This window comes from Streptomyces sp. RLA012 (assembly GCF_056270325.1).
The window spans coordinates 9,121,630-9,146,852 of the sequence record NZ_JBWDPA010000002.1 but is presented as its reverse complement, the minus strand read 5'-3'; the positions used below and the strand labels follow the sequence as shown (position 1 = coordinate 9,146,852).

The window sequence follows — 25,223 nt, the reverse complement described above, 5'->3', positions numbered from 1 at the left end:
TCATGAAAGGGTCGAGTCATGGCACGACCTTCCCGTTACCCCCTTGAGCTCCGCCGTCGTGCGGTGTGCATGGTCTCCGAGGTGCGCGACGACCACCCGAACGAGACGGCCGCCTTGCAGGCGGTGGCCGAGAAGCTCGACATCGGCTCGCGCGAGACGCTGCGGAACTGGGTGAAGCAGCACGCGATCGACGCGGGCCAGAGTCCGGGGACGACGACGGAGGAGTCCGCCCAGCTCAAGGCGTTGAAGAAGGAGAACGCCGAACTCAAGCGGGCCAACGAGATCCTGAAGGCCGCGGCGAGTTTCTTCGCGGCCGAGCTCGACCGGCCACACACACGCTCGTAGCGTTCATCGAAGAGCACCGGGACCGCTTCGGCGGCGTCGAGCCGATCTGCAGGACGCTCACCGAGCACGACTGCAAGATCGCCCCTTCCACGTATTACGCCCACAAGAAACGCCTTGAAACTCCCTCCGCCCGTTCCGTGCGCGATGAGGAACTCAAAGAACGGATCCAGGAGGTCTACACGTCCAACTACCGTGTCTACGGGGCCCGGAAGATCTGGCGCGAGCTGAACCGGCAGGGACATACGGTGGCCCGCTGCACCATCGAGCGTCTCATGCGCGAACTCGGCATCACCGGCGCCGTCCGCGGCAAGAAGGTGATCACGACGATCACCGATCCGGCCGCCGGGCGGGCCCCGGACCTTCTCGACCGCGACTTCGTCGCCCGTGCCCCGAACCGCTGCTGGGTTGCCGACTTCACGCATGTCGCCGCCTGGAGCGGTGTCGTCTACGTCGCCTTCGTCGTGGACACCTTCTCCCGGCGCATCGTCGGCTGGTCCGCCTCCACCTCCAAGAAGACCCAACTCGTCCTGGATGCACTGGAGATGGCCCTGTGGCAGCGCGACCGCGAGGACCGCCGGCACACTCCGGGGCAGCTGATCCACCACTCCGATGCCGGGTCGCAATACACGTCGTTCCGCCTCGCCGAACACCTCGACGCGGCCGGCATCGCGGCGAGTATTGGATCAGTCGGGGACGCATACGACAACGCCCTGATGGAGTCCACGATCGGTCTGTACAAAACCGAGTTGATCAAACCCCAACGTCCCTGGAAGTCGCTCTCCCAGGTCGAGTTGGCCACCGCCGAGTGGGTCGACTGGTACAACCACCGGCGCCTCCACGGTGAGATAGGCCACGTTCCACCCGTCGAGTACGAGGCCAATCACTACATGGAATCCACGAAACCCCAGGTCACAACCACAATCTGAGATCTCTACCGAACCCGGGGCGGTTCAGGAGGCGCCGGGCGCCTTTGGCGTGAATGTCGTAATGAGGTCGCATGCCAGCCTCAGCACACCGTCGACGTCGGTGTTGTCAGGATCGGCGAGCCAGGCCAGGACGACTCCGTCGAAGAGAGAGACCACGAATTGCGCGACGACAGATGTGTCGGCGGGCAGTTTGGTGTCGGTAGCGGTCATCCAGGCGGACATGGCCTCGATCCCGAGGGATCGGTAGGAGGTGTACAGATCCGTGGCCACGTGGGCCATCCCCGGCTTCCGTAGTGCCCAGGTGGTCATCTCGTACGGCCTGATCTGGCGGCCGCGTTCGCTCTCTTCGATGACGCGGAAAGCCGCCCGAAGCTGGTCGAGGAGGCTCTTTCCGGCCTCGCTGGCCGTGGCGACGGAATTCTGGAGCTCGGCGATGTCGGCAGTGAGTACCTCTTGGAGGAGCTCGTCCTTGTCCGCGAACCAGTAGTGGACGAGGCTGCCAGGTACCTCTGCCTCTTCGCCGATCCGTCGAATGGTCGCTGCCGCAATACCCTCCCTGTTGATGACGCGGGAGGCGGCTTCGATCAGCTCGGCGCGCCGACCGCTGTCACGGCGTCGGCTCGGTTCACGTTTACTCGCCATAGCCCCATGCTCTCACATTTTGATCAATCGATCTGAACGCTTGACCTGAACGCTTGACCAAGCCAGACTCGTTTCAGCCCAAGGGGGAAAGATGCCATGGCGAGTGAGGCAGTTGGCAGCGACCGGAGAAGATCCCACGACGGGGCGAGACTGAGCCGCGGCTGGGTGGTGTTCCTCTTTGATCGCCGCTGCGGCGCCGATGGCCGCGATGGTGGGAAACGTCCCTCTAGCGATCCGCTACGGGAACGGAGCAGGGGTGCCTGCCGTCTACGTGATCGCTTCGGTGATGTTGTTGTGCTTCTCCGTCGGCTATGTCGCGATGAGCTGGCGGGTGGTGAGCACCGGCGCGTTCTGCACCTACATGGCCCGCTCTCTCGGCAGGCCGGCCGGTGTCGCCTCGGCCTACGTGGCGGTCATTTACTACACCGCTCTGACCATCGGCATGGTCGGCGTGTTCGGTTACCTCAGCGGCCTGGTCCTGGCCAGTTCCGGCATCGACCTGCCCTGGTATCTCAACAGCGCCGTCGCGCTCGTGCTGGTGGCCGACCTGTGGTGCTGCGTCATCGCACCGGTGATCTGCGCGGTCGGCCTGGCCGCCGCGTTCGTGCCGGCCCTGCTGAACTACCTGACACTGACCGATTCGGGCAACGCGGGTGGTCAATACCGACCCGTTGATACTGTGCGCTGCGGCGGTCGCGGGCGTCGTCACGTTGCTATTGCGCCGTCGGGCGACCTGTGCCGCTGGCACAGCCGGAGGTCCGTGCCCGCCGGCACATCACTACCGCGAGCGTGTGACCTATAAGCGAAGCTACTGCTTGGTGGGTGCCGGGCCTGCGGGCCTGGTTCTGGCCCGCAGGTTGCTCGTTGAAGGCGTTCGGTGGCATCACCGGGGCCGTCGAGACACCGAACGCTACGGAACATTCAAGAAACGTTTCTCTGAAGAAGCGCTCGCCAACCGCCCCGCGTTGCCGGCCCCGTCTCCAAGCCTCGGGCCTGCTGCAAGGCTGCTGATCTCCGCGTTCGGCGGCGGCCCGGTGGGCGGAGGAGTGGCCGATGCCCGGGAACAACGGTTACCGCCTGCTGCCTGCGATCTGATGCGGGTGAGCCGGCCATTCCCAAATCTAACGTTTTACACTTCAACACCCTGTAGGAGGAGTCGTGAAGTCGGTGCGTGCGGCGGTGCAAGCCCTGGATCCGCTCACCAAGGCCGGTCTGACGGCATGTCTGGGGGCAGGTCCGCAGGTCACTCTGACGGCGGTGGAGGAAGCCGAGGCCGTGGTGGTTGCGGTCAACTCGGTCGACGCCTCGGCGCTGGATCTGCTGCGTAGTCTGACTGCACCTGCGCAGGCGCGTTTCGTGCTGGTTGCGGACGGCGGCTGGCACGCCGATCCGGCCGCTGTGGCAGAGCATCGGGTGCGGGCGGTGCTGTGGCGAGCAGAGGCGGATGTCGCGGCGCTGGTACGCGCGGTGCGCGTCGTGGCGGTCGGGCAGGCGTGTCTGCCCCCGGTCGTCCAGGGCCGACTGCTGGATCAGCTCGAATACATCCAGCGTGAGGTCCTCAACCCCAAGGGCCTGACTGCCTCTGGGCTCAATTGCCGGGAGATAGACGTCCTGCGTCTGGTCTCGGAGGGAATGACCCTGTCCGAGATCGCCGACAGCCTGAGTTACTCCGAGCGGACCATCAAGAACATCGTGTCCGCCGCCATGATCCGCCTCGGCATGCGCAACCGCGTACAGGCAGTGTCGTACGCCATCCGTGCCGGGCTCATATGACCGGCGGCTTCGGCATCACCAAGTTGTACGCCGCCCCGGATGATTGCCTTGGGGCAACGCCAATCCCGGGCAGACAGAATCGGTCTTCGACGAGGTCGCCACCCTGCTGAACCTCAAGGCGGACCTGCTGTTCTTCCACACCGCCAGCACCTGCTTCGAGCTCGAGGAACCCGACGCCCCCATCGCCGGCGACGATGCGGGCCGCCCCGGCGAGAAGCTCCGCTCCGGATCAGCGGAGGTCAAGGCCGCCCTGTCTCGGCAGCCGCCGTTACACCGAGATTGCCGAGAACATGCGCGTCAAGGAAGTGCGGATCAGCGACACCGACCGGTGCGTCATCTGACACAACCCCGAATCGACCGAACGCGACAAGCACATGCTCGCCCAACTCATCACCTTCCTCCGGGAGTTGGTCGCCGACACCGGCAGGCTCAGCCACTTCAAGCGGGGCGAACTGCGCGGGAAGATCTCCGACAAGCCCGGCCTGAACCGCTACCTGCGCATGACCCAAGGCGGCAAGCTCCGCATCGACACCGCCAGGATCAAGACGGAGGAGGACCTCGACGGCAAGTACCTCCTGCGCTACTCAGACCAGAAACGCCCTCCAGGCGGCCAAACCCATGTCCACGCGAGTCAGATCCCAGATTCGTTCGGCACTCCAGGCCACCGAATTACGTCGAACTCGAGAGCAAGGCAGTTGACTTTTACCATCGGACTACGACCAACCCGACCTGCCGTCACCCCACGCCACCGCCGGAATTGACGAACTACCAGTAGCAAACCGCAGGTGGCCCTGCTGCCTGTGTGGACGCGGTAGGCTTGTCTGGATTGTTGGCAGGCCGCCCCAGATCCGCGTTCGGTATGGTCGCTCTCTCCACGGCCGGGGGCCGTTCTCCCGTGCATAGAGTCGGTGTGACGGCTAACCGACCAGAGAGCTACGGAAACACATGTGAGGTAGGTCACCTTTCGGGTGGCTGGTGGGAAGGCGCCCATGACTGAGCACCATAAGGCTCAAGTCACCGTCGCCATGGAGGCCGAGGCCGGACCGGGATGCGGCTGAGCAGGCCGGTGCCCGGCATGATGGTGCTGCCAGGCATTCGGGGGCTCGTGGCCTTGCGAGGCCATATGCAAGGAGGAACGCGCGTGTCACGCCAGGTACTTACGGTCAGCCCGGAGGGGCCCGACGGCTTTCGGACGATCGGTGAGGCCCTGACCAGGGCGCGCAGTGGCGCGGTCATCAGCGTGGCTCCCGGCACGTACGCGGAGAGCCTTACCATCACCACCGCGGTCACCATCGTGGCCGAACAGACCCGCGGCAGTGTGCAGATAGCCCCGCGTCGCGGCAGCGCGCTGGTACTCAAGGGCGACGCGGTCATGCTCACCGACCTGGTGTTCCGCGGACGTGACGAGAAACAGCCAGTCATCGACGTGCCGAGCGGGCAGGTGGCCATGCACGGCTGTGAGATCACCGGCTCCGCGTGGACGGCCCTGCTGGCCCGCGCAGGCGGTTCGCTCGCGCTGCGGGACTGCCGGGTCAGTAATCCGAGTGGTGCCGGAGTGGTGGTCACCTCCACGATGGAGAGTTCCGTCGAATCCTGCAGCATCGAGCACCTGGGCACCTCGGGGGTGGTCATCGGGGAACGGGGCCGGGTCACCCTGCGTGGCTGTACCGTCCGCGATGCCCGGGGCAATGGCGTACTCGCCAACGGAGAGGCCCAGGGGTCGGTCGAGGAATGCGACATCTCCTCGACCGACAAGCCCGCCGTCGCCCTGGAAGGAAACAGCACCACCCGGGTGCTGCGTACCGTGGTGCACGACACCAGTACAGGAATTCAGCTGGCCAGCCAGGCCAGGACGGAGCTCGAGGACGTGCGTGTCACCGGCACCACCGGCGCCGGCATCGTGGTCAGCGGCGGCAGTGACCCGGTGGTCCGCCGTTGCCGTACGGCACGCACCAAGAGCCATGGCCTCCTGATCACCGACCGCTCCCGGGGGACCTACGAGGACTGCTGGCTGGACGCGGCGGAGGCCTCCGCCCTGCGGGTGAGCGGACACTCCTCTCCCGTCCTGGTCGGCCTGACCGTCAGGGACTGCGCGACGAACGCGGTGTTGCTGGAGGACGAGTCGGCCGCCGAACTGGACCGGCTCGATGTCACCGACGCCCAGGGAACCGGCATTTCCATACGCACGGGCGCCAACCCGCTTGTCAGGCGTGCCCGCATCAACGCCCCGGGCGGCCACGGCGTGGAGATCGTGAAGGACGGCCGGGGCCGGCTGGAGGACTGCACCGTCGAGCGGGCCGGTCGATGCGGCATCAGGGCCGCGGATGACGCAAACGTCTACATCGGTGGCGGAGCGGTCCTCGCACCCGCCGAGAGCGGCTTGTCGATCGGCGCCGACGGCATCATGACGGTGCGAGACCTGGAGATCACCGAGGCCGAGGAGTCAGGTGTCACCGTCGAGGAGGGGGGCGAGATGACCGCCACCCGGCTCCGGGTGGCCGGTAGCGGCCGGCACGGGCTCCTGGTCGCCGACGGCGGACGTGGTTCGTTCAACTCCTGCGAGGTCAGCGATAGCGAGGGTGACGGCCTGCGCATCGAGTCCACCGAACCGGTCTCGGTGGCCAACTGCACCGTCCGGGACAACGGCGGCGGCGGACTCGTCCAGTCCCGGCCCGGTGAGCGGCTGGCCGTCGACGGACTGACCAGCACCGGCAACGGCAAGGGCGACGCCTGGGGACGCGGCGGGACCGGCGCCGGTCCCGCCGGCGAGGACGCACAGCTCAACCGCGAGGATGGGCCGCTGGCCGCCCTCGACGCCCTCATCGGCCTGGACAACGTCAAGCACCAGGTGCGTACGCTGGTCAACCTCACCCGTCTGGCCCAGCGCCGCGCCGAGCTCGGCATGCCCGTCCCGCCGATGGGCCGTCACCTGGTGTTCGCAGGCCCGCCAGGCACCGGCAAGACCACCGTGGCCCGGCTTTACGGGACGATCCTGGCCGAGCTCGGCGCACTGCGTTCGGGACACCTGGTCGAGGTCTCGCGGGCCGATCTGGTGGCGCAGGTCATCGGTGGTACCGCTATCAAGGCCACCGAGGCGTTCAACCGTGCTCTGGGGGGCGTGCTGTTCGTCGATGAGGCCTACACACTTCTCTCCGACGGCCGCGGTTCCGGCGCCGACTTCGGCAGGGAAGCCGTCGACACCCTTCTCAAGCTCATGGAGGACCACCGCGACGACGTGGTCGTGGTCGCGGCGGGCTACTCCGCCGAGATGCAAGCTTTTCTGGCGTCCAACCCCGGTCTGGCATCGCGTTTCTCCCGGACTGTGGAATTCGAGAACTACGCGGTGCCCGAACTCGTGGCGATCATCGAGAGCATGTGCGCCGCGCACCAGTACGTGCTCAACGAAACCACTCGCAAGGCCCTCGCCGTGCACTTCGAGCGTATGCCCAAGGACGCGGCCTTCGGCAACGGCCGTGCCGCTCGCCAGGTGTTCGAGCAGATGGTGGACCGCCAAGCGTCCCGGTTGGCCACGCTCACGGACATGACTGACCAGGACCTCCAGCTGCTGCTCCCCGAGGACGTCGGGGAGGAAGCCGCTCGTGAGGCCGTCGGCAGTCCGGACGGTGACCCGTTGGAGCGCCTGGGCGACCTGGTGGGCCTGGCAGCCGTCAAGCGCGACGTCACCGACCTCGTCAACCTGCTGTCCGTCACCCGTCAGCGGGAGGCCGCGGGGCTGCCCGCGCCGCGCATCAGCCATCACCTGGTCTTCACCGGTCCGCCGGGAACCGGAAAGACCACGGTGGCGCGGCTCTACGGCGAGCTGCTGGTCTCGCTGGGTGTGCTGCCGCGGGGTCAGCTTGTCGAAGTGGCCCGTGCCGACCTGGTCGGCCGGTACGTGGGCCACACCGCACAGCTCACCCGGGAAGTCTTCGACCGGGCCCTGGGAGGCGTGCTGTTCATCGACGAGGCCTACACCCTCACCCCGACGGGGCCGGGTTCCGGGTCGGACTTCGGGCAGGAGGCGGTGGACACCCTGCTGAAGCTCATGGAGGACCATCGGGACGAGGTGGTGGTCATCGTCGCCGGCTACACCGCGGAGATGGAGCGCTTCCTGTCCTCCAACCCAGGCCTTTCCTCGCGCTTCTCCCGGCGGGTGGAGTTCGCCGACTACTCCTCGGACGAACTGGTCACCATCGTGCGCCAGCACGCGGTCGGCGCCGGGTACGAGTGCGTGCCGGGCACGGGTCAGGTGCTGCGCACCTACTTCGAGTCGCTTCCGCGTGACCGGGCCTTCGGCAATGCGCGGCTCGCCCGGCAGGTCCTGGAAGGCATGATGACGCGTCAAGCTGGCCGACTGAGCTCGATGGCCGCCCCTGGGCTGGACGACCTGCGGCTGTTGCTTCCCGAGGACGCCCTGCCCGGGAAGAAGGCGGTGCACGAGTGACCCGACCGCAAGACGGCCCGCGCCTGCGCCCCGGCGGCCCGGGAGCGGGGCTCGTGGCGGTCACCACATACCCCTTCTTCTCCCGAGGTTGACATTATGCGCCGCTCCAGGCTCCGCCACGCATTGCTGGCCCTCGTTACCCTTCTCTGCGCGTCCATGGCGGTGACCAGGGCGGCGGCTGAGGCCGACGCCGCGTCCGGCGACACAGTACGACTGCCCGTGATGCCGTCCCGGCTGGCGGCCGGAGCCGCCTGCACCGGCGGCTCCGCCACGGTGGCCAAGGCCGTTTCCTGGGAGGAGCAGAACCTGCAGCTGACCCGGACCCGGCAGTTCGCTACCGGTGCCGGGGTGACCGTGGCCGTCGTCGACACCGGGGTCTCGCTCAAGGCACCCGCCCTGGTCGGCCGGGTCACCGCCGTGGGCAGGGCGGGCGAGGACTGCGTCGGCCACGGCACCTTCGTGGCCGGGCTGATCGCCGCCGCGCCCATGGACGGTGTCGGCTTCTCCGGAGCGGCCGGCCGGGCACACATCGTGGCTGTGCGGGGGACGGACGAGCGAGGTACGGCGACCGATACCTCGGTCGCGGACGGCATCCGGGCGGCGGTGAACGCCGGGGCCCAGGTCGTCGAGGTATCCCCGGCCCTGACCAAGAGTTCCTCCAACCTCCACGACGCGGTCTCCTATGCCGCCCGCCACGACGCCCTGATCGTGGCCGCCGCGGCTCCCGACACCCCGCGCGACGGCACGTCCTCCGCCCCGCCGCCCGGGGACTACTGGCCGGCGGCCGAAACCGGCGTCCTGTCCGTCGTCGACGTCGATGTGCAGGGTCGGCGCCCGCCGGCCGCGTACACGCCCCGGCACACCGACCTGGCCGCGCCGGGCGACGGCGTGCTGGGCATCGGTCCCAAGGGCCGGGGCCACTTCATTGGCTCCGGACCGTCTCTCGCCGCCGGTTACGCCGCCGCGGCAGCGGCCCTGGTACGGTCCGCCCACCCTGGGCTGTCCGCCGCCGAGACGGCACGCAGGCTGATCACCACCGCATATCCGGCGGACGTACCCCGGCTCGACCTGTACGGCGCGCTCACCTCGGTGCCGGGAGCATCTCCCGACCGGGCGGCGCCGGGCGACGGTTCCTGGCCAGCGCGTGTGGAGACGGATGAAGCCGGCGCCAGGGCGACGCGACGTGCTTTGGTGCTGGCGGGTGCCGGCGTCTGCCTGGTCCTGGTGATCGCCTGGGTCGCCGTGGTCGCCCCGAAGGGCCGCGCCCGCCGGTGGCGCCCGGTCGGAGACGAAGCCTCCACGCCGAGTTGACAGAGGCGATACCTGTCCTCCGCGGGTGAGTCGACCAGGCTCACTCCGCCGCCGGCGTATCCCGACGCGATATCGCCCTGCGCAGTGCTCCGAGCCCCGTGCCCGGTGAGGTACTCGAGGTTGTTTGCGCCCAATGCTTCAGTGCGGCGAGGCACAGCGTCACGGACCGCACATCGATAGGCGGGCCGGTGAAGACGTCTGCGTCACTGCCGAGTTCACGGTCAACCCCGCTCACCAGGTGCTTCAGCCCGGATCCACCGGCTTGATTCCCGGTTGATCGTTTCGGGGTCGCGCAGGCCGTGTCGGGGCTGAGTTGCGGATTCGGGCATGGGGTGGCCGCTGGTCTACCCAGCTCTTCCACTTTTTCCACAGGTCTCGGGCCCTTTCGGGCAGGTCGGTCAGGGAGTCAGAGGACGGGTGGTGCATGCACCGTGCTGAACAGCTGGGCGAAGTCCTCGCCCCAGGGCCAGCGTTCGGGCAGGTGCAGGGTGAGGCGGCGGGCGGATCGGGCCAGACGGGCGGGCACGTTGATCAGGTGGTCACGGATGGTGGCGGTGGTCGCCCTGGCATGGAATGTTCCGGCCAGGGCGCCGGCGGCGCGGGTCAGATTGTGTGCCAGGGCCGCCAGGGCGAGCCACGCGGCATTGGCCTGGAAATGCCCGGACGGCGCGTGGGCGAAGGCGCTGTTCTTGACATCGGCGATCACCTGCTCGACGACAGCGTGCCGACGGTGATCACGCTCGGCATCCCTCAAGGCGAGCGGGGAGTCGGTGAACGCGGCGTGGTAGCGCCAGGTGTTGAACAGGGTGCCCTGCCCGACGGGGACGGCGTCAGGGTTCAGGCGCTTGACGCGGCGCACGATCAGACGGGCGGTGACCTGCTGCTTCTTCGGCTTGGAAGTGAACGCGGTGTAGGGGACCTCGGCTATCTCTGCGTCGGAGATCCAGCACTGGCCCTCCTCGTCCCAGACAGCCTTGGGGTACTTGATCGGCGTCCAGGCGGTCTCGTCGATGTGGGCGATGGCGGCCTTGACGGAGGCGTTCATCCGCACGGTGACGGAGAAGCGGGCACCCAGAGCGCGGCAGGCGTTGATGACGTCGGCGCCGTAGAACGCGGAGTCCGCCCGCAGTACCAGCAGGCCGCTCGCGCCGCAGGCACGGGCGGTGCGGATGGTCTCGGCCACGAACGCTGCCGCCCCGCGCGCTGAGTTCGAGGGCCCTTTACGCAGCCTGGTGGCGGCGATCACGGGGGCGGACAGGGGTGTGGAGACGATGCCGAGCAACGCGTTCAGGCCCTTGACCTTGCTGTATCCGTAGCCTGCACCCTGTTTGGCGTAGCCGTAGGTGCGGCGGATGGTGTCGTCGATGTCCACGTAGGCGACCTGGTCCGCGCCGGTCAGCAACGGGGTGTGACGGGCCAGTTCGGGCAGGAACCGGCGGGCCACGGCATGCAGTTGCTTCACATGCCCGTGCGTGAAGGAGCGCAGGAACGACCCCAGCGTGGACGGGGCCCGCACCCCGGAGAACAGGCGGCCCATCGCGCCATGCCGCAGCCGGTCCATGTCCTCGATGCTGTCGGCGCCCGCGGCCATGCCGCCCACCAGCGACATCAGCTTCGCGGCGGGGAAGGCGCCGGTGCCGTCCTTCGAGACCGGCAGCCTGATGTGCTCCCCGGCCAACGCCGGCAGACCGCACCGCTCGGCCAGCCGCACCACCGGCTCCAGCCCGCCGTACGCGACCAGGTTCGGATCATCGAACGTGGAAGAGACCGCCGCCGCGGCATGGGAGGATTGCATCTCGGAAGTGCCTTGCCGATCGTGCCTGATGTGGTCCTAGAGAAACCCCATCATCGCAGGTCACAAGGCACTTCTTCGTTTCCGGAGAAACTATCCACAGGCATCAAGCCGGTGGATCCGGGTTCAGGAGTGCTTCGGTCGGTGCCGGATCCGGATTCTGGCGCCGTATCGGGCGGCGGCAGTGTCGTCATCACGCCCCCTGTCTGTTGGGAATGCTCCCGGAGGGCTGAGCGGGTCCCCGGCGCCCGTTGCCGGGTGACGGGAGGATGCCTGGCGCGGAGCAGTGTACGGAGAGGCGGAGTTCCAAGGACCAATGGCTCAGACGTCACTCACCTGTGAGAAGTCGTTGTCCCACCGGACGTGATGGTTAAGTTTCCGCTGTTCAGGCATGATCCCGACGTCGTTGCGGGAGGGTTCGGGCGATCAGTTCGTTCTCGACCATGCGGAGATGACCGGTGACATCGGTGAGGGGGCTGCTGGAAGAGCGCGAGACGGCTGCCCGGGTGCGGGCGGAGGAGCTTCGCGTGGAAGCCGATCGGGTTCTTGCCGAACTCAGGGAGGCGGAGGCGGTGTTGGAGCACCGGGTGATCGCTCGAATGGAGCTCGCCGAGGCCCTGGCCGCTCCAGCCGTAGCGGCGGAGGCGTCGATGGATGAGTCGCGACCGGTGTCGGCCGAGGCGTCCGCGGAAGCAGGAACGGCTCCGGTCGCGGGCTGGATCGTCGTCATTCCAAGACCGCGCGATGGTGTGATTACGGCGGTTTCAGGGCCCTGTGAGTTGACCGCTACCCTGCTCGATGGCCTGGCTCGCGCGGCGGAGTCGGGCGGTGGAGTCGTCGAGCTGCGCCAGCGCTTCGCTCTGCCCCTGCTGCTGGGAATCCTTGGCGAGTTCCTCGGCGTCGACGCCGAGGACCGGGACCGGTTGCACGGCATGCCCAACAGGGCGTGGCAACCGATATCGACGCGCAAAAGGGTCATCGCCGCCGAGCGTGAACTCTTGGCCCTCCTCGGGGAGATTGCCGCCGCCAAGGCCGAGTAACCCGGTGATGTTGGACAGCGCGGGCCCGATGTTGACTTGTACCGGCCGGTTCAACATCGCTTGCCCCAGCCCCGCGAGGCGACTCACCCGTGGCACACCATGATGCCGCCCCCCTTGATGCGGGTGCGGCGGGCGCCCGCGCGACCTGACACGCCTTGGCCTTGGCGGGTGCGGACGTCGGCCTGGTCCTGGCGATCGCCTGGGCCACCGCGCCCGCACCGTTGGGGTGTGCCCGCCGAGGGCACGCAAGAGCCGCGCCCGCCGATGGCGCCGGCCGGGACAAGGCGTGGCCGCCCCTGAGCCGACCGACGACCGGCCGGCCCTACTGAGGAAGTTTCATCGTGATTCGTGCAGGTCAACGGCCCTGGCGTGACGGGCGGTTGGGCTGCTCGCGCATGTCACGAGCGTGATCGCGTCGGGGAGATCATCTGTCGGCCCGCTTCGGGTCGTCTTCCTCGGATCTCCTGCACGCTGCGCACTGGTGCCCCTACCGTGCGTGCAGGGTCGCGACGGCGGCCCCGCGAAGGGAGGGGACATGGCCCAGAACCTGATGGTGTGGCTGATAGAGCGCCGGGTGGTGCTGGAAGAACGCGCCGCGCAGCTGCGCAAGCAGTTGACCGACACCGAGGCCGAAGTGGCCCGGCTCGGGGCCGCCGAGGTCGTCTACCAGCAGTACCAGGAGGATGCCGAGGCCGGGCACCCTGACGCCAGGGCCTGGCAGCAGGCCCTGGAAGAGGCCACCGGCGGCACGCCCGCGGCGCCCCCGCGGCCCGTGGGCACGCCCGGAGCCGCCGGCCAGCTGCTGATTCCCCACCACGGCCCCGACACCGGCACGGACGACCTGCCCGCCGAATACCAGAAGATCATGGAGATCGTCGCGGGCGGCGACAGCCCGCTGCAGGCCAAGGACGTGGCCCGCGAGCTGGGATTGGATGCGGTGCCGGCGAAGGTGGAGCCGGTGCGCGGGAAGCTGCGGAAGCCGACCGAGCGCGGCTGGATCACCCGCACCTCCGCCGGACGCTACCTGCCCCGGTAGCCCGCGACCGACCTGCCACAACGGCCGATTCGGGCCGCAACGCAAGCACCCCCGGCGGGTGTTGGTCCATGCGTGAACAAGAAGACCGGCCCCGCCGAGGGCGACACCGGCCTTGTCTACTCCGTCCGCCTGCCGCTGTCCAGCGCGACCGTCAACCGCGTGGCCGGCCTGATCCGCGCCCACCGCAGACAGATCCGCTCCCGGTGGCGCAAGCTCGACGCCGGGCAGATAGCGCTGATCGTGCTGGCCCACCTGCGCAACGACGAGCGCCTGGCCGACCTGGCCGGCGGGAACGCGGTCTCGGCCTCCACGGTGCGGCGCTGGGTGCTGGAGGTGCTCGGCCTGCCGGCCGCACGTGCCCCCCCGCCTGGACCGCGCGCTGGCCAAGGTGGCCAAGGACAGCGGCTGCGTGGTCCTGTTGGACGGGACGCTGATCCGTACCCGGCGGCGCAGTGGGCGGGCGAACCGGAAGAACTACTCAGGGAAGCACAAGGCGCATGGCCTGCTGTTTCTTGCCCTGACCGATGCGAAGGGGCGGATTTTGTGGATCTCCTCGGCCCGCCGCGGCGCCTGCAGCGAGATCACGGCGGCCCGCTACGAGAAGCTGTGCGCGCGACTGCGCAAGCTGGAGCTTGCAGCGGTGGCCGACCTGGGGTTCGTCGGTCTGGACGAGGGGGCCGAGGAGCAACCGGCGGTCATCACAGGGTTCAAGGCGAGCGGCGGCAAGCGCCTGTCGTCACCGAAGAAGATCGTGAACCGGCTGATCAGCAGCCTACGGGCGCCGGTCGAGCACGGCTTCGCGAGCCTGAAGACCTTCCGGATCCTGACCAAGGTGCGCATGCATCCGCGGCACGCGACCGCGCTGGTGCGGGCCCTGCTGGTGCTGACGCACCACCAGGTGGCTCCGTGACCGATGATCTCCCCGCAATGATCACCGTGATGAGCTGCGCGAGCACCCCAACCACTCGTCACACCAGGACCGTTGACCTGCATGAATCACGATGGAACTTCCTCAATGAATGGCCGCTCAGCCGGCGCTCCACTTCTGGTTGCTTTGGCCGTTGCAGTCCCACAGCTGCAACCGGGCGCCGTTGCCCGTCCGCTGGTCCGTCACGTCAACGCACTTGTCCGCCTGCGGGTTGACCAGATCGTGCCCGGAGGTCAGACGGAACTGCTGAGCGGGATTGCCAGTGCAGGGATGCAGCTGGATCACCGCGCCGTCAATGGTCCAGGCATTGGCGACGTCCATGCACAGACCCAGGGCACGCACAGTCCCGTCACTCATGAAGCGCCAGGTCTGCTGCGCGGATCCGTTGCAGTCCCAGATCTGCAGCGGCGTACCGTCACCCCCGGCGTTCGTCACATCGATGCAGCGGCCCGAGGCGTAACTCCGGATGGAGACGCCGGCGACCTTCTCGGAGCCGCCGGAGAATGTGTCTGGGGAGACGTTTGACGAGGGCTTCTGCGACCCCGACCCGCCGGTCGTCGTCTTCCCGGTAGCTGACGAGGCGCCACTGTGGCCGGCCGACTGCCTACCCGTGCCGCTCGTGGAGTGGTCCGCACCGGACCCGGAGTGCGCTCCCGGGTCCCCGGTGTCATGCGGAGTGGGAGAATGCTTGGCCGGACCGGTCGCTGCGGGCATGCCGCCGTGGGTCGGGGAAGCCGATCCGACGGCACCGTAGACGCTTCCGTCCCCTGGGGAACCCAGGACAGTCCCGGGCGTCGCACCGATCGGAGCCGCGTGGGCGTCATCACCGTCACCGCCCACCAGAAACGGTACGGCCATCAGGAGTGTTCCTACGATGGCCGCTCCGGCCAGCAGGCTCTTGTGCGGTCGCCCTGGCGGATCGGCCGGCGCGGCCTCGGCCATGGCCTCGGGTGCCTCTTCCGCCTCCTCCACGTCGGTGGCGGTGGCGCTCTCCGGCCCCGCCTCGCCCACGTCAGGGGCGGTGGCAGTGGCTCCTGCCGCGTCCGGCTGCTGCGCCGTTGTGGCGAGCGGGGATACGGGCTCCGGCCCGAGAACAGACTGTGTCGCGCCCTCGGCGGCCGACGGAGCCTGGGCCGTTCCGCCGACGACGACGGCCTCTTCCGCCTCCGGTGAACTCACTGCCTGTCCTGTGCGGGGCACCGTCGTGCCCGTGCCCGGTTCCGCGGCCTGGGCAAGTTCCTGCTGGGGGCCCTGAGCCCCTGATGATCTCATAGTGTCCTTTCCAACGGCCAAAGGGGGGAAAAAGGGTGACGAGATGGTGTTCGGGCGGTCCGGTGCCGGTCCCGCGACCGCTGTGGGAGGCCACAGGACCGGGCCGCCGCCTTGGGGGGGCGGGCTGGCGGCCGAAGGTTCACAGCGGGCGGGTCACGTCCCGCTGCGCCTGCCCGTGGCGGCATCGCCTGCCTCCACACGCTCCGTCCGCTCCACCGCCGGATCCGCCGAGGTGGTCCGCACGGGCCGAGATGTAGTGGCGGGGCCGGTGCGGTGGCCGGCTGCGGCGCAGCCATGCCGGAATGCGGTACAGCGACCGGGTCTTGCTGCGACCGCTCGCTGACCCACGCCTTCGCCTCGAACAACCCACCCTGCTGCAGCACCGCCTGCCGCAACGCCTCGTACCGCTGCCGAGGCGATCTGATCGGCGACCCGGGCAGCGTCCGCGATGCGGGCCGGATCTGCGGCACAAGTGTTGGTGTCAGGCATCGTGCCCCTCCTCCATGCCGTCGCCGATCTCGTCACGCAGCCGGTTCCTGGGGTGTCGACCAGGCGTGCTCTGCGGAACATCCGGGACACCAGGACCGAAGATCTCGGCCCAGTCGATGTCCACTCCCGTCAGTTCGGGTACCGCACCGCTCGGTTGTGTGAAGGGCTGGAGCGTCTCCATCACATGAGCGGACATCTGTGTCCGGGCACGTTCCGCCGCCTCGAGCACACTGGCGGCGAGTTCACCAGCCGCCATGGTCCGGTACTTGCCGTCCAGGAATCTGAGTGCCGTCAGCTCGCCCTGATGACCGACCGTGACCTCGACAGCCCGGTCCCTGGAGCGCACGGTGAACGAGGCCTGGCGCAGTTCCGCCTCGGCCCTGGCGACCCCTTCCTGGATCGCTTCGAGTTCGGCCACCGCCTGGGCCAGCCTCTCCTCGATCGACGCCAGGGGCGCCGCGGGCTCCTGAATCCTGTCGTTGCCGTCGCTCATCGTCCGATCACCGCCGGAGCTCCTCCATCGTCCGTGCCCCACACGTCCTCGTCCTCCTGCACCCAGCCGGACCTTTCGCGGTCGCCGGACTCGGTGGACTGGCCGCCTTGACTGCCCGGAGCGCCCATCGGGAGATAGGGCGTGGATGCGGTGACGGGCCGTCCGCCTCGGGTGAAGACCACGTCCTCTTCCTCGTCGGCCACCGCGGCACGCGACCTCGCCCTGCGCAGGGTGGCGCCGTCGCTGTCGCTCAGTACATTGCGGACGCGTTCGTTGTTCGATCCCCCTGCGCCGCCTCCGCCCATGCCACCCATGCCGCCCATGCCACCCATGCCACCGAATGCCATGGGGTTCAGCGGCACTCCGCCGCTGTTCTCACTCGCCGTCGAGGCGGCCGAGCTGGTGGTGGGTGCGCCGACCGCGCGTCCGGCGTAGGGAGTGCTGTCGTACTCCTCGAAGGAGCTGTCGGCGCTGTTCAGGCCGCTGCTGTCCGGGACGGCGGGGGCGGCTGCGAACCCGGCGGGGGTGAAGGTGGCAGGGGGAGCGCTGGAGAAGTCCGACAGGCTCGAGGCGGACGTGCCGCCGTTGAGCGGGGACCCGCTGTGAACGCCGCCTGCGCTACTGCTGCCGACGTCTGTGCCGTTGAGGTCGGTCTTGGCGACCGAGCCGTCCGGCTGCCTGGTGGTGACCGTCCCGTCGGACCCGATGGTCTGGACAGTCCCGTCCGGGAACGTCGTGGTCACCGAACCGTCCGGGTTCAGCAGCGACGTACTGCCGTCCGCATTGGTCACCGCCTCCCCCCGGCCGACGGTCCCGTCGCTGGTCGACCCGTCCGGCGACGTCGTCGTGACCGTCCCCGTCGATGGGTCCACCGTCGACGTCGACCCGTCCGGGAAGCTCGTCGTCAGCGAACCGTCGGAATTCAACATCGTCGAGCCGCCGCTCGGCGTGGTGAGCGAACCCGCCGACGGATTCAGCAGCGAAGAGGTGACCGAGCCGTCCGGCTGCTTGGTGGTGACCGTCCCGTCGGACCCGATGGTCTGGACAGTCCCGTCCGGGAACGTCGTGGTCACCGAACCGTCCGGGTTCAGCAGCGACGTACTGCCGTCCGCATTGGTCACCGCCTCCCCCCGGCCGACGGTCCCGTCGCTGGTCGACCCGTCCGGCGACGTCGTCGTGACCGTCCCCGTCGATGGGTCCACCGTCGACGTCGACCCGTCCGGGAAGCTCGTCGTCAGCGAACCGTCGGGATTCAGCGTCGTCGAGTCGCCGCTCGGCGTGGTGAGCGAACCCGCCGACGGATTCAGCAGCGAAGAGGTGACCGAGCCGTCCGGCTGCTTGGTGGTGACCGTCCCGTCGGACCCGATGGTCTGGACAGTCCCGTCCGGGAACGTCGTGGTCACCGAACCGTCCGGGTTCAGCAGCGACGTACTGCCGTCCGCATTGGTCACCGCCTCCCCCCGGCCGACGGTCCCGCTGCTGGTCTTGCCGTCCTTGGAGGTGGTGGTCAGTGCTCCGGTCGCCGGGTTGAGGAGGGCGAGGCTGCCGTCGGGATAGGTGGTGGCCAGTGCCCCGTCGGTGTTACGGGTCGTGGTACTGCCGTCCGGATTCGTGATGCTGTCGCCCAGGTTCGTGAGTCTGCCGCTGGTGTCGGCAGTGCCGGTGCCGTTGGCGGTCGTGCCGGCTTCGGAGCCGAACACGTTGGCGACGGCGCCGTTCAGCGCACTGGCTGCCAGAGCCCCGACATTGGGGACGGACCCGCCAGTGCCGGCGCCGAGAGCCCACTTGGTGCTGTCAAGGCTCTCCTGGCCGAGCCGGACCTGCTCCTCCTGCCAGGATTGGGACAGGGAAGTGGTGTTCTTTGTCTGCAGCGGCTCGTCGAACTCGCTTGCGGCGTCGAGCCATGCGTTGTTGAGACTCGAGAGCACAGCTTCGGCGGCCGGTATGAGGAGGGTCTCGACGTGGACGTTCCAGTTATTCACGGCAGTCTGGCCGATTTCCGTCCAGTTAGCCTCCTTCGTGAGGTCTCCGTATGTAGGGTGGACCTGCCGGAAGGCCGGGGTGACCGAGTAACCCTTGTGGCCCGGGTAATCTATTTTCATGACCTGCGTGACATTGTTCTCGAGGATCCAGCGGTGTAAGTCATTCAGCACTTCCAGGAGCGCCCGGTGTGGGTCGTGCAATTGATTTCCGGCCCAGATGAACCAAGCGTTGCGGAGTAGCCCGGCCTGTCGGTGGGCGTTCTGGTAGGCCCCGGCAAGGGCGTCACCAAACTTGGAACTGGGCGAGTATTCGCCGATCTTGTTGCTGGCTCGGAAGTTTTTCCCACCGAGTTGGTCCACATAGTTCTCGTAGTTCTTGTAGACCTGAACTATGAGGTTGCGGAAGACCCCGGCCGCCTGTCCCTTCCATGACACGTTCTCGTCGCCCAGCCACTGCACCCACTCCGCCAGCGTGTTGGTCCGGCCCTCGAAGTGCATTTTCGCCCGATCGAATGCCTCGGCCGTACGTTGGAACGAGCGGAGATCGACGGCGTGGGCGTTCGCCACGGACAGACCGTTGTGCTCGAACCCAATCGTGTGATCGTCTGCGAGCAGTGAGTCGAGTGCCGCCTTGGCTCCGGCGATGTACTGCCACACTGGGCGGTCGTCCCACTTGGCCTCCTTCAGCCTTTCCGCCTTTACACTACTTTCAAATTCACCGCCCGATAGCGTGCCGTAGGGTTCGAGGAGTTCCGCCCTGCCCTTTTCATTGTGGGCAACTCCAATGAACACGATCCTCGCCTGCCACATAAGCACTTCGCCGTGCTCGACCGCGTAGAAAGTTAGGTCGTAATCCTCGCCCCCACGCACCATCCAGCCGTTATCATGCTCTGTAACCGCCCTCATAGTTTGCCCGTGAATACCCATGCGGAAGAGCGGAATTCCGTCCTTGCTCTTGAGCTTTTCGAAGAGGCTCTTCCTAGCGGGCATGGGATATCCGGTGAAGCTAGTCACCGCCTCTGCCCACTTGTCATCATCGGGCTGGGTGCTTTCCATGGCAGCGCGCTCCGTTGGGGTAGGAAGGGCGGAGGGGAGCAGGCGACAGGAGTGGCTCGTACTCGCCTATTTCTTGGAGTCGCCCGATGAGGCCGGGCTGCCGCTCAGGTCGCTATCGACATCAGAGAAGATGTCCAGGAGTTTCTGGCCACCGATGGCGGCCAGGCTGTCGCCCTGGGTCTTCAGCAGCGTCTCGATAGTTTCCCTCAGATCGGCGTCTATGTGCTTGAACAGGGAGCCCATGGTGACCAGGACGTCGTCTATCCCCTTGGCGCCGCTCTCGATCCGTTTGGTCAGTTCCGCGCCGTGCACGCCGTCGTCGTTACCCAGCTTGCCGATGCGGAGGAACTGGTTCGGCAGACCCTGGGTGTCCGGCGTGGTGTACCCCTCGATGAGGCTCTTGAGGGCCCGCGGCCCCTGCGCAGGGGCGTCCTCACGGATGTCCTTCGTGTACCTGATGAACTCGTCGAGGTCCTCCTCTACGAAGCGCTTCAGGCCCTCGCTGTTGAGCCGAGTCAGATCTGTCATCGCTTGTTTCCTGATCTGCCGTGCACTGTGCGGCGGCCTGCCGGACGGCGCACGGCGAAGCGAAGGGTCCGGTCCGCCGCTCAGCGGCCGATCGCGACCTCGTTCCACATCTGGGACAGGGAGTTCTCGCTGTACTTGTAGTTTCCGTGGATGTCGTTCAGCAGGTTGGCGTGGGAGGTGAGCAGCTGCTCCATGTTGCCGACCGCTTGGTCCCAGGCGGTCTGCTTCTGGCGGTAGACGTCACCGTCGTTGCCGTACCAGGTCTTCTTGAGCTCGCTGAGTTCCGCCTCCAGGTTCGACAGGGTGGTGGCGATCGCCCTGGTCTGGCTGACCATGTCGTCGGCGGCGTTCTGCATGTGGGAGTAGGCGACGAAGATGTTGCCGTCGGTGAAGTTGTCGCTCATCACAGATCTCGTCTCGATCGTCGGTGCAGGAACGGGGGTTGGCCGGATCAGGACCCGGCAAGCTCATGGAAGACCGTGTCCGAGGCCCTGGACGCCTGGGCGACGGCGTCCCCCGCGGCAGTCTGCGTCCTCTGGTGCTGAGTCAGGCTCGCCGCGAGCTTGTCGATCATGTCCTGCAGGGTGCGCTGGATGACATCGCACTGCCCGTCCCACTTGATGAGCAGTTGTCCGAACTGGGCACCGTCACTGCCCTGGTAGCCCCGGGAGAGGTCGGCGCTGGTGTTGTCCACGTCCTGACGGGACTTCCTGATGCCGGTGAGAGCGGACTCCAAAGCCCGGATGCCGTTCTGGGTCGACTGTGCACTTGACCGCTGTCCATCGCCTGCCATGGGCCTGCTCCTTGATCGGTGGGGCACTGGGAGGATCACCAGAAGGCTAGGACCAACCCGGTTGAGAGCACTCAAACTTGAGGAACATCTGAGCCGTTGGTCCCTCGGACTCTGCCTCTTCGTCACCGTGCCGCTCGCGCCCAGCGCCCGCACCGGCACGCACGCCGCCGCGGACTCTCTGGACGCCACCTGTGTCACCGGCACAAGGGCGCCGCTCGGCAGCATTACGGTGCTGGTGCGGACCAGCCCAGCCGTCGACAGGGGCTCCGGCGACAAGAGTGGCGGCCGTGGTCCCCCGCGGAGCCGAGGGTCGAACAACAGGGCGCGTACACGCCCCGTCAGGCCGACCTCGCCGCGCCTGGCGACGGCGCGCACGACATCGGGCCCAAGGGCGGCAAGCCGCCTCCCTCCTACCCGGTCAGCCGGGCCAGGCTCTCCCCCACCCACGACGGGAAGAGGTCCGGATATCTGCGCGGCAGGTCACACGGTCCGCCGGGGTGAGTGGGAGATCACGCAGCGGCAATTCGGTGCTGGGTGCGAGATCCCAGGCGCGCCGGGCGAGGTGCGGCGTCGTTACGGCCGGCGTGTTCGCCCGTGGCGTGGTTTCGGCGACCATGGGCGACGTACCCCGGCCGCCGTCGGTGGCCACCGGCTCGGCCGGCAGGTATTCCCTACCTCTGCGGTACAGGACCAGTTCCGGCCTGTCCATCCGTCGCCGGAGCCGTGGATGCTGCTGAAGGTGCCGTCCTCGCCGGCCACGGTCACGTTCACGCCGTAGGAGGCCACCTGCACGACGGCCGTCCGCTCGGTCGCGTCGTTTCAGCCGCGGGTTGTGAGCAACTGCCCACGAATCAGGGTCCGTTCCTGCTGCTCGGTGAGTTCCGGGTCCTGCGGGAACCCGCCGTCAGCCCGCCGGCGGCGCAAGGACTCGATCGTCTCCTCGGAGAGTCCGACGCGGGCGGGTTCCTCGTACGTGAACGGCATCCCGGCCGTAACTTTCCCCTACGTTTTCAGCCGCTCATACTTCTCGCCGCATCAACGAAATTCGCCGGCATCGACCGCAATGCCGAAGGCAGGATCGGCACGAGGTTAATGGTTCAACGCTCAGTTGAGAGACATTTGAATAAACGTCCCTGGAAATCTGCCTGTTCGTACATCACTCCGTGCCGTACCCCCACTCTCACCCAGCCGCGGGCGACGAGGACTTGCTCCGTGCCCCCGGAGCCTTCCCGGTGGGCGACGAAGGTCCGTTCGGCCCTCCCGGAGCCTTCCCGCAGGCCGGGGGCGTGATCACAACGGTGCTCCGGCCCGCGGCGGCGTCTGGGTCCAGATCCGGTCCCGACCGCAGCATGGACAGCAGCGGCGAGGGCAGCGCCACCACGTCCGAGTCCGTGTACCCCAGCACCTTCAGTGCGTCATCGGAGGACACCCGGTACTTCACACCGTCCTCGGCCACGAAGTACATCGTGTCGCCCACCGCCGTACCGCCCGCACCCAGCGCCCGGACCAGCGCGGCACGGCCCGGCCGGACCACGACGGCGTCCACCGGCAGGCACGCCGCCGCCGACTCCCCGGGTGCTGCCTGTGTCACCGGGGCCAGAGCACCGCTCGGCACCATGACGGTGCTGATGCGGACCAGCCCGTCCACGGAGTGCACACGGGCACAGGCCGACACACCGTCTGGTACATCGGCCACCCGGGGCGGGGAGTCCGGCAGGCCCGCGTGGGCGGCGGACCGGCTATGGCCCCCGGGTGCCAGATGTGCCCCTAGGACGTCGGCGCTCAGCGGCTCGGCCTCGGGCGAGTGGCCGCCGTAGGCCTTCTCGCGGGTGACCGGGGCACCGAGGACGATGGCGGCCCCGGTGGCTGTGAGCGGTACGAAACCCTCCTCCTGGAGCAGGTAGTACTTCGGGACGGAGCCGGGCACCCGCAGCACGTAAACCCGGCCCACCGTGGCGCGTGCGCCGCCCAGCGACGGTCCGGCGGTACTCCGGCCCGGCACGGCGGGCGGGGAGAGGTCCGGACCGGGGGCCAGGGCGTCCAGGAACGCGGCGGACACTGGGATGGGTGTCACGGAGTCGTAGCCAAGGGAGACGGCCGCGCCGGAGGCCTTGTCGAGCCTGAGCCGGCTGCCCTGCCATACGAGGTACGTCGCCTTGTCCGGGCCCGTCACGACGAGCGTCTGGGCGTCGGTCACCGCCCGGCCGTCCACGGGGGCTCCGGCGACGAGAGTGGTGGCCGCGGTCTTTCCGGTGGCCGCGGTCCGCGCGGAAACGAGGGTCGAGCAGACGTGCCAGGCGCCGCTGTCCAGGTCTTTCGCCGTCGGTACGGAGTCCGGGGCCCCGGGGATGCCGACCGGGGCCCCGATGGGCGTGCCGTGCAGTGCCGCGGGGCTCACATCGGTGGTCTTCAGCTTCTTTCCGACGATCAGCAGGGCGGAGGCGTAGTTGCGGACCGGCCTGAGGCGGCCGTCGAGGAACAGGTAGCGGCCTCCGGTGTCCCTGTTGACGATCAGGGTGTCCGAGGTCCGCCACGAGGTGTTGCCGCCGGGCGAGATGAGCCCGTACACCGCCGCGCCCGCCGAGACGATCACCGCGAGGACGACGCCGATGACCGCGCCCCGGGTGGTACGGGCCAGCGGGCTCTCCGGGGCATCGGGGTCGGCGAGCAGCATGCCGGAGGTGAGCCTGCCCATGGTGAAAGTGTGGGCCTGGACCTGGTCACGCTTGGACTGCATGGGATCGTGTTCCCTTTCGGTTCTCTGTGCCGGTCAGCCGTTGATGGCCCGGAGGGCGCCGAAGACGCCGAGCACCCACAGCGTCAGCGGCAGCAGGCCGATCGCCAGTAGCGATTGCAGCAGTTCGGCCGCGCGGCCCCAGTACGGCAGCACCCGCCGGCCGGGCACCGTCCAGGAGGCGATGGCCAGCGCGGCGGCCAGCGCCAGCAGTCCCACGACGAACGCCGGGCGGTCGGCCGGGGACAGCCGGGCCGCGGTGCCGACGGCCAGCAGGAGCGCTCCCCACAGGCCAGGGACCACGAGGGCCAGACGCTGCCCCACGTTGACCATGCCGCGTCCGTGCAGCAGCAGGAGCAGCGACAGCGTGCCCGCGGTCAGCGCCTCGGGAAGGCCCGGCAGCCGGACGAGGGCCACCAGGCAGCCTGCGCAGATGGCGCCGGTCGCCGCGTACAAGGCCGTCATCCAGCCGGCGGCAAGCTCGGTTCGGGCGGCGACGTCGCTTCCGCTGTAGGGGTCGATTCCCTCCTGCAACTGCTGGGGGCTGCTGGGCAACGGGGGCATCCGCATGCCGGCGAGCTTGAAGGACAGGGCAGGTACCAGACCGCCGAAGACTACGGCCACGGCGGCCATCGCGGCGCCGGCGCTGGCCACCCGCACATCGAAGACGCTCATCAGGGCCCCGACGGAGGCGAAGGCTATCGCGACCGTGGTGGTGGCGACGAAGACCGGGGTGTACACGGCCGCTGCGGCCACCGCCAGCACGGCTCCTCCGGCGGCTGCCGCGCCCGCGGCCAGCAGTCGGGCGCCGAGGACGTGGTGGGCGTCGGGGCCGGAGACCGCGCCACCGGGCAGCAGCCAGCCGGCCAGTGCCATGCACGGCACCGCCAGGAAGCCGAGGGTCGCGCCGGCTGCCGCGTCCCCCACGGCCCGGCTGGCCGAGGCGGCCCCGGCCAGCAGCAGCAGTCCGGCGACGGCGGCCATCACCACGCGGGCAAGGACGGGGCCTCCCGGCCAGGCCAGCACCCCCAGCGCGGTCAGCACGCAGATTGCCACGGCGCTGCGGAGCAGGCGGCGGCCGGCCTGCGGATTCCAGCCGTGCAGCCGGTCGCGCGTGATGCCGGCGATCCCGTCGACCAGGTCGTCGAGCCGCACCTCGGGCAGCGCGTCGGCGGACGGGCGCAGGTAGAGGACCTGACCGTCCTTCAGGTCAAGTGACTCCAGGGTGCCTTCGTCGTCCAGGGGGCTCTCCCCCAGTCGTTGCAGCACCCAGCCACCGTGGTCCAGGCCGTTCTCCTCCAGTTCCTCGCCGGAGTAGCGCAGCAGGGTGGGCAGGAGGTCAGCGACCGGGACGTCGGCGGGTACCGCCAGGTCAATGGTCTTGTCAGGGGCACGGACGGTGAGGTGACACAGGGCCGCCACCGAGTTGTCAGTCATTGGAGAGGCCACACTTCCCGATATTTTCAGCCGCGAGCTTGGTTTTGGGACTTGAATGGATGCAGACTACTGATGTCCCCGAAGCCTTAGTGCACGCCCGGGGGATTTCTCGCTCTCGGCCCGACCCATGAGTCGTGCGCCATGGTTAGGAGCCCGTTTCTTGAGTGTCGTCCTATTCCGTCGCCCTGCCCGCAGGCGCGGG

19 protein-coding genes and 1 pseudogene are annotated in these 25,223 nt (G+C 68.3%); 9 read left to right on the top strand and 11 right to left on the bottom strand.

Translation table 11 applies throughout. The annotated features are described in order from the left end of the window. The first annotated feature begins 18 nt into the window (after window positions 1–18). Window positions 19–1,271 (top strand): IS3 family transposase gene (locus tag RV986_RS41605; RefSeq protein ID WP_475922345.1). Its coding sequence is split into 2 segments (ribosomal slippage): window positions 19–301 and window positions 301–1,271, totalling 1,254 coding nucleotides; the frame shifts between segments, so codons are not numbered across the junction. Between the two features lie 24 nt (window positions 1,272–1,295). Here RV986_RS41605 and RV986_RS41600 read toward each other — a convergent pair. After that, a complete protein-coding gene (locus tag RV986_RS41600; RefSeq protein WP_475922344.1) occupies window positions 1,296–1,913 on the bottom strand; it encodes a TetR/AcrR family transcriptional regulator in 618 nt (205 codons plus the stop codon). Window positions 1,914–2,169: 256 nt separating this feature from the next. Between RV986_RS41600 and RV986_RS41595 the strand changes: the two genes are divergently transcribed. The 5 genes and pseudogenes from RV986_RS41595 (at window position 2,170) to RV986_RS41575 (ending at window position 9,441) form a co-directional block, all read left to right on the top strand. Continuing rightward, window positions 2,170–2,715 (top strand): hypothetical protein, encoded by a 546-nt coding sequence (locus RV986_RS41595; protein WP_475922343.1) that lies wholly within the window; start codon window positions 2,170–2,172, stop codon window positions 2,713–2,715. A 356-nt stretch (window positions 2,716–3,071) separates the two neighbouring features. Beyond that, window positions 3,072–3,686 (top strand): helix-turn-helix transcriptional regulator, encoded by a 615-nt coding sequence (locus RV986_RS41590; RefSeq protein ID WP_475922342.1) that lies wholly within the window; start codon window positions 3,072–3,074, stop codon window positions 3,684–3,686. Window positions 3,687–3,768: 82 nt separating this feature from the next. Further along, window positions 3,769–4,276, top strand: a pseudogene (locus tag RV986_RS41585) (IS1634 family transposase); the annotation flags it as partial. A gap of 551 nt (window positions 4,277–4,827) precedes the next feature. Further along, window positions 4,828–8,130 carry a right-handed parallel beta-helix repeat-containing protein gene (locus RV986_RS41580; RefSeq protein WP_475922341.1) on the top strand — a complete coding sequence of 1,101 codons (3,303 nt, stop codon included), beginning with the start codon at window positions 4,828–4,830 and terminating at the stop codon, window positions 8,128–8,130. 156 nt (window positions 8,131–8,286) lie between these two features. After that, window positions 8,287–9,441, top strand: a complete 1,155-nt coding sequence (locus RV986_RS41575) for a S8 family serine peptidase (protein ID WP_475922340.1) — start codon at window positions 8,287–8,289, stop codon at window positions 9,439–9,441. A 406-nt stretch (window positions 9,442–9,847) separates the two neighbouring features. Here RV986_RS41575 and RV986_RS41570 read toward each other — a convergent pair whose 3' ends face one another. After that, window positions 9,848–11,236: an IS1380 family transposase gene (locus RV986_RS41570; RefSeq protein ID WP_475916098.1), complete on the bottom strand. Its 1,389-nt coding sequence runs from the start codon at window positions 11,234–11,236 to the stop codon at window positions 9,848–9,850. Window positions 11,237–11,691: 455 nt separating this feature from the next. On the opposite strand from RV986_RS41570, the gene RV986_RS41565 reads away from it, so the two are divergent. From RV986_RS41565 to RV986_RS41555, 3 genes are all read left to right on the top strand, one after another. Beyond that, entirely contained in the window at window positions 11,692–12,273 is a 582-nt protein-coding gene (locus RV986_RS41565; protein ID WP_475922339.1) for a hypothetical protein, read from the top strand. 535 nt (window positions 12,274–12,808) lie between these two features. Further along, window positions 12,809–13,309: a hypothetical protein gene (locus RV986_RS41560; protein WP_475922320.1), complete on the top strand. Its 501-nt coding sequence runs from the start codon at window positions 12,809–12,811 to the stop codon at window positions 13,307–13,309. Between the two features lie 388 nt (window positions 13,310–13,697). After that, entirely contained in the window at window positions 13,698–14,219 is a 522-nt protein-coding gene (locus tag RV986_RS41555) for a transposase family protein (RefSeq protein WP_475922338.1), read from the top strand. A gap of 117 nt (window positions 14,220–14,336) precedes the next feature. Here the strand turns inward: RV986_RS41555 and RV986_RS41550 are convergent, their stop codons facing one another. From RV986_RS41550 to eccD, 9 genes are all read right to left on the bottom strand, one after another. Further along, window positions 14,337–15,416 (bottom strand): ricin-type beta-trefoil lectin domain protein, encoded by a 1,080-nt coding sequence (locus RV986_RS41550; protein WP_475922337.1) that lies wholly within the window; start codon window positions 15,414–15,416, stop codon window positions 14,337–14,339. 574 nt (window positions 15,417–15,990) lie between these two features. Continuing rightward, the gene (locus tag RV986_RS41545; protein ID WP_475922336.1) at window positions 15,991–16,491 is read right to left on the bottom strand and encodes a YbaB/EbfC family nucleoid-associated protein; all 501 of its coding nucleotides are present in this window, start codon (window positions 16,489–16,491) and stop codon (window positions 15,991–15,993) included. Next, window positions 16,488–19,529 carry an AAWKG family protein gene (locus RV986_RS41540; protein WP_475922335.1) on the bottom strand — a complete coding sequence of 1,014 codons (3,042 nt, stop codon included), beginning with the start codon at window positions 19,527–19,529 and terminating at the stop codon, window positions 16,488–16,490. The genes RV986_RS41545 and RV986_RS41540 overlap by 4 nt, the downstream gene beginning before the upstream one ends. A 66-nt stretch (window positions 19,530–19,595) precedes the next feature. Next, window positions 19,596–20,057, bottom strand: a complete 462-nt coding sequence (locus tag RV986_RS41535; protein ID WP_475922334.1) for a type VII secretion system-associated protein — start codon at window positions 20,055–20,057, stop codon at window positions 19,596–19,598. 80 nt (window positions 20,058–20,137) lie between these two features. After that, window positions 20,138–20,461 (bottom strand): WXG100 family type VII secretion target, encoded by a 324-nt coding sequence (locus RV986_RS41530; RefSeq protein WP_475922333.1) that lies wholly within the window; start codon window positions 20,459–20,461, stop codon window positions 20,138–20,140. A 47-nt stretch (window positions 20,462–20,508) separates the two neighbouring features. Further along, window positions 20,509–20,850: a hypothetical protein gene (locus tag RV986_RS41525; RefSeq protein WP_475922332.1), complete on the bottom strand. Its 342-nt coding sequence runs from the start codon at window positions 20,848–20,850 to the stop codon at window positions 20,509–20,511. 819 nt (window positions 20,851–21,669) lie between these two features. Then, window positions 21,670–21,834 (bottom strand): hypothetical protein, encoded by a 165-nt coding sequence (locus tag RV986_RS41520; RefSeq protein WP_475922331.1) that lies wholly within the window; start codon window positions 21,832–21,834, stop codon window positions 21,670–21,672. Between the two features lie 196 nt (window positions 21,835–22,030). Beyond that, window positions 22,031–23,587, bottom strand: coding sequence for a type VII secretion protein EccB (gene eccB / locus RV986_RS41515; protein WP_475922330.1), 1,557 nt, complete (start codon window positions 23,585–23,587; stop codon window positions 22,031–22,033). A gap of 33 nt (window positions 23,588–23,620) precedes the next feature. After that, window positions 23,621–25,021: a type VII secretion integral membrane protein EccD gene (gene eccD, locus RV986_RS41510; RefSeq protein WP_475922329.1), complete on the bottom strand. Its 1,401-nt coding sequence runs from the start codon at window positions 25,019–25,021 to the stop codon at window positions 23,621–23,623. Window positions 25,022–25,223: the final 202 nt, after the last annotated feature.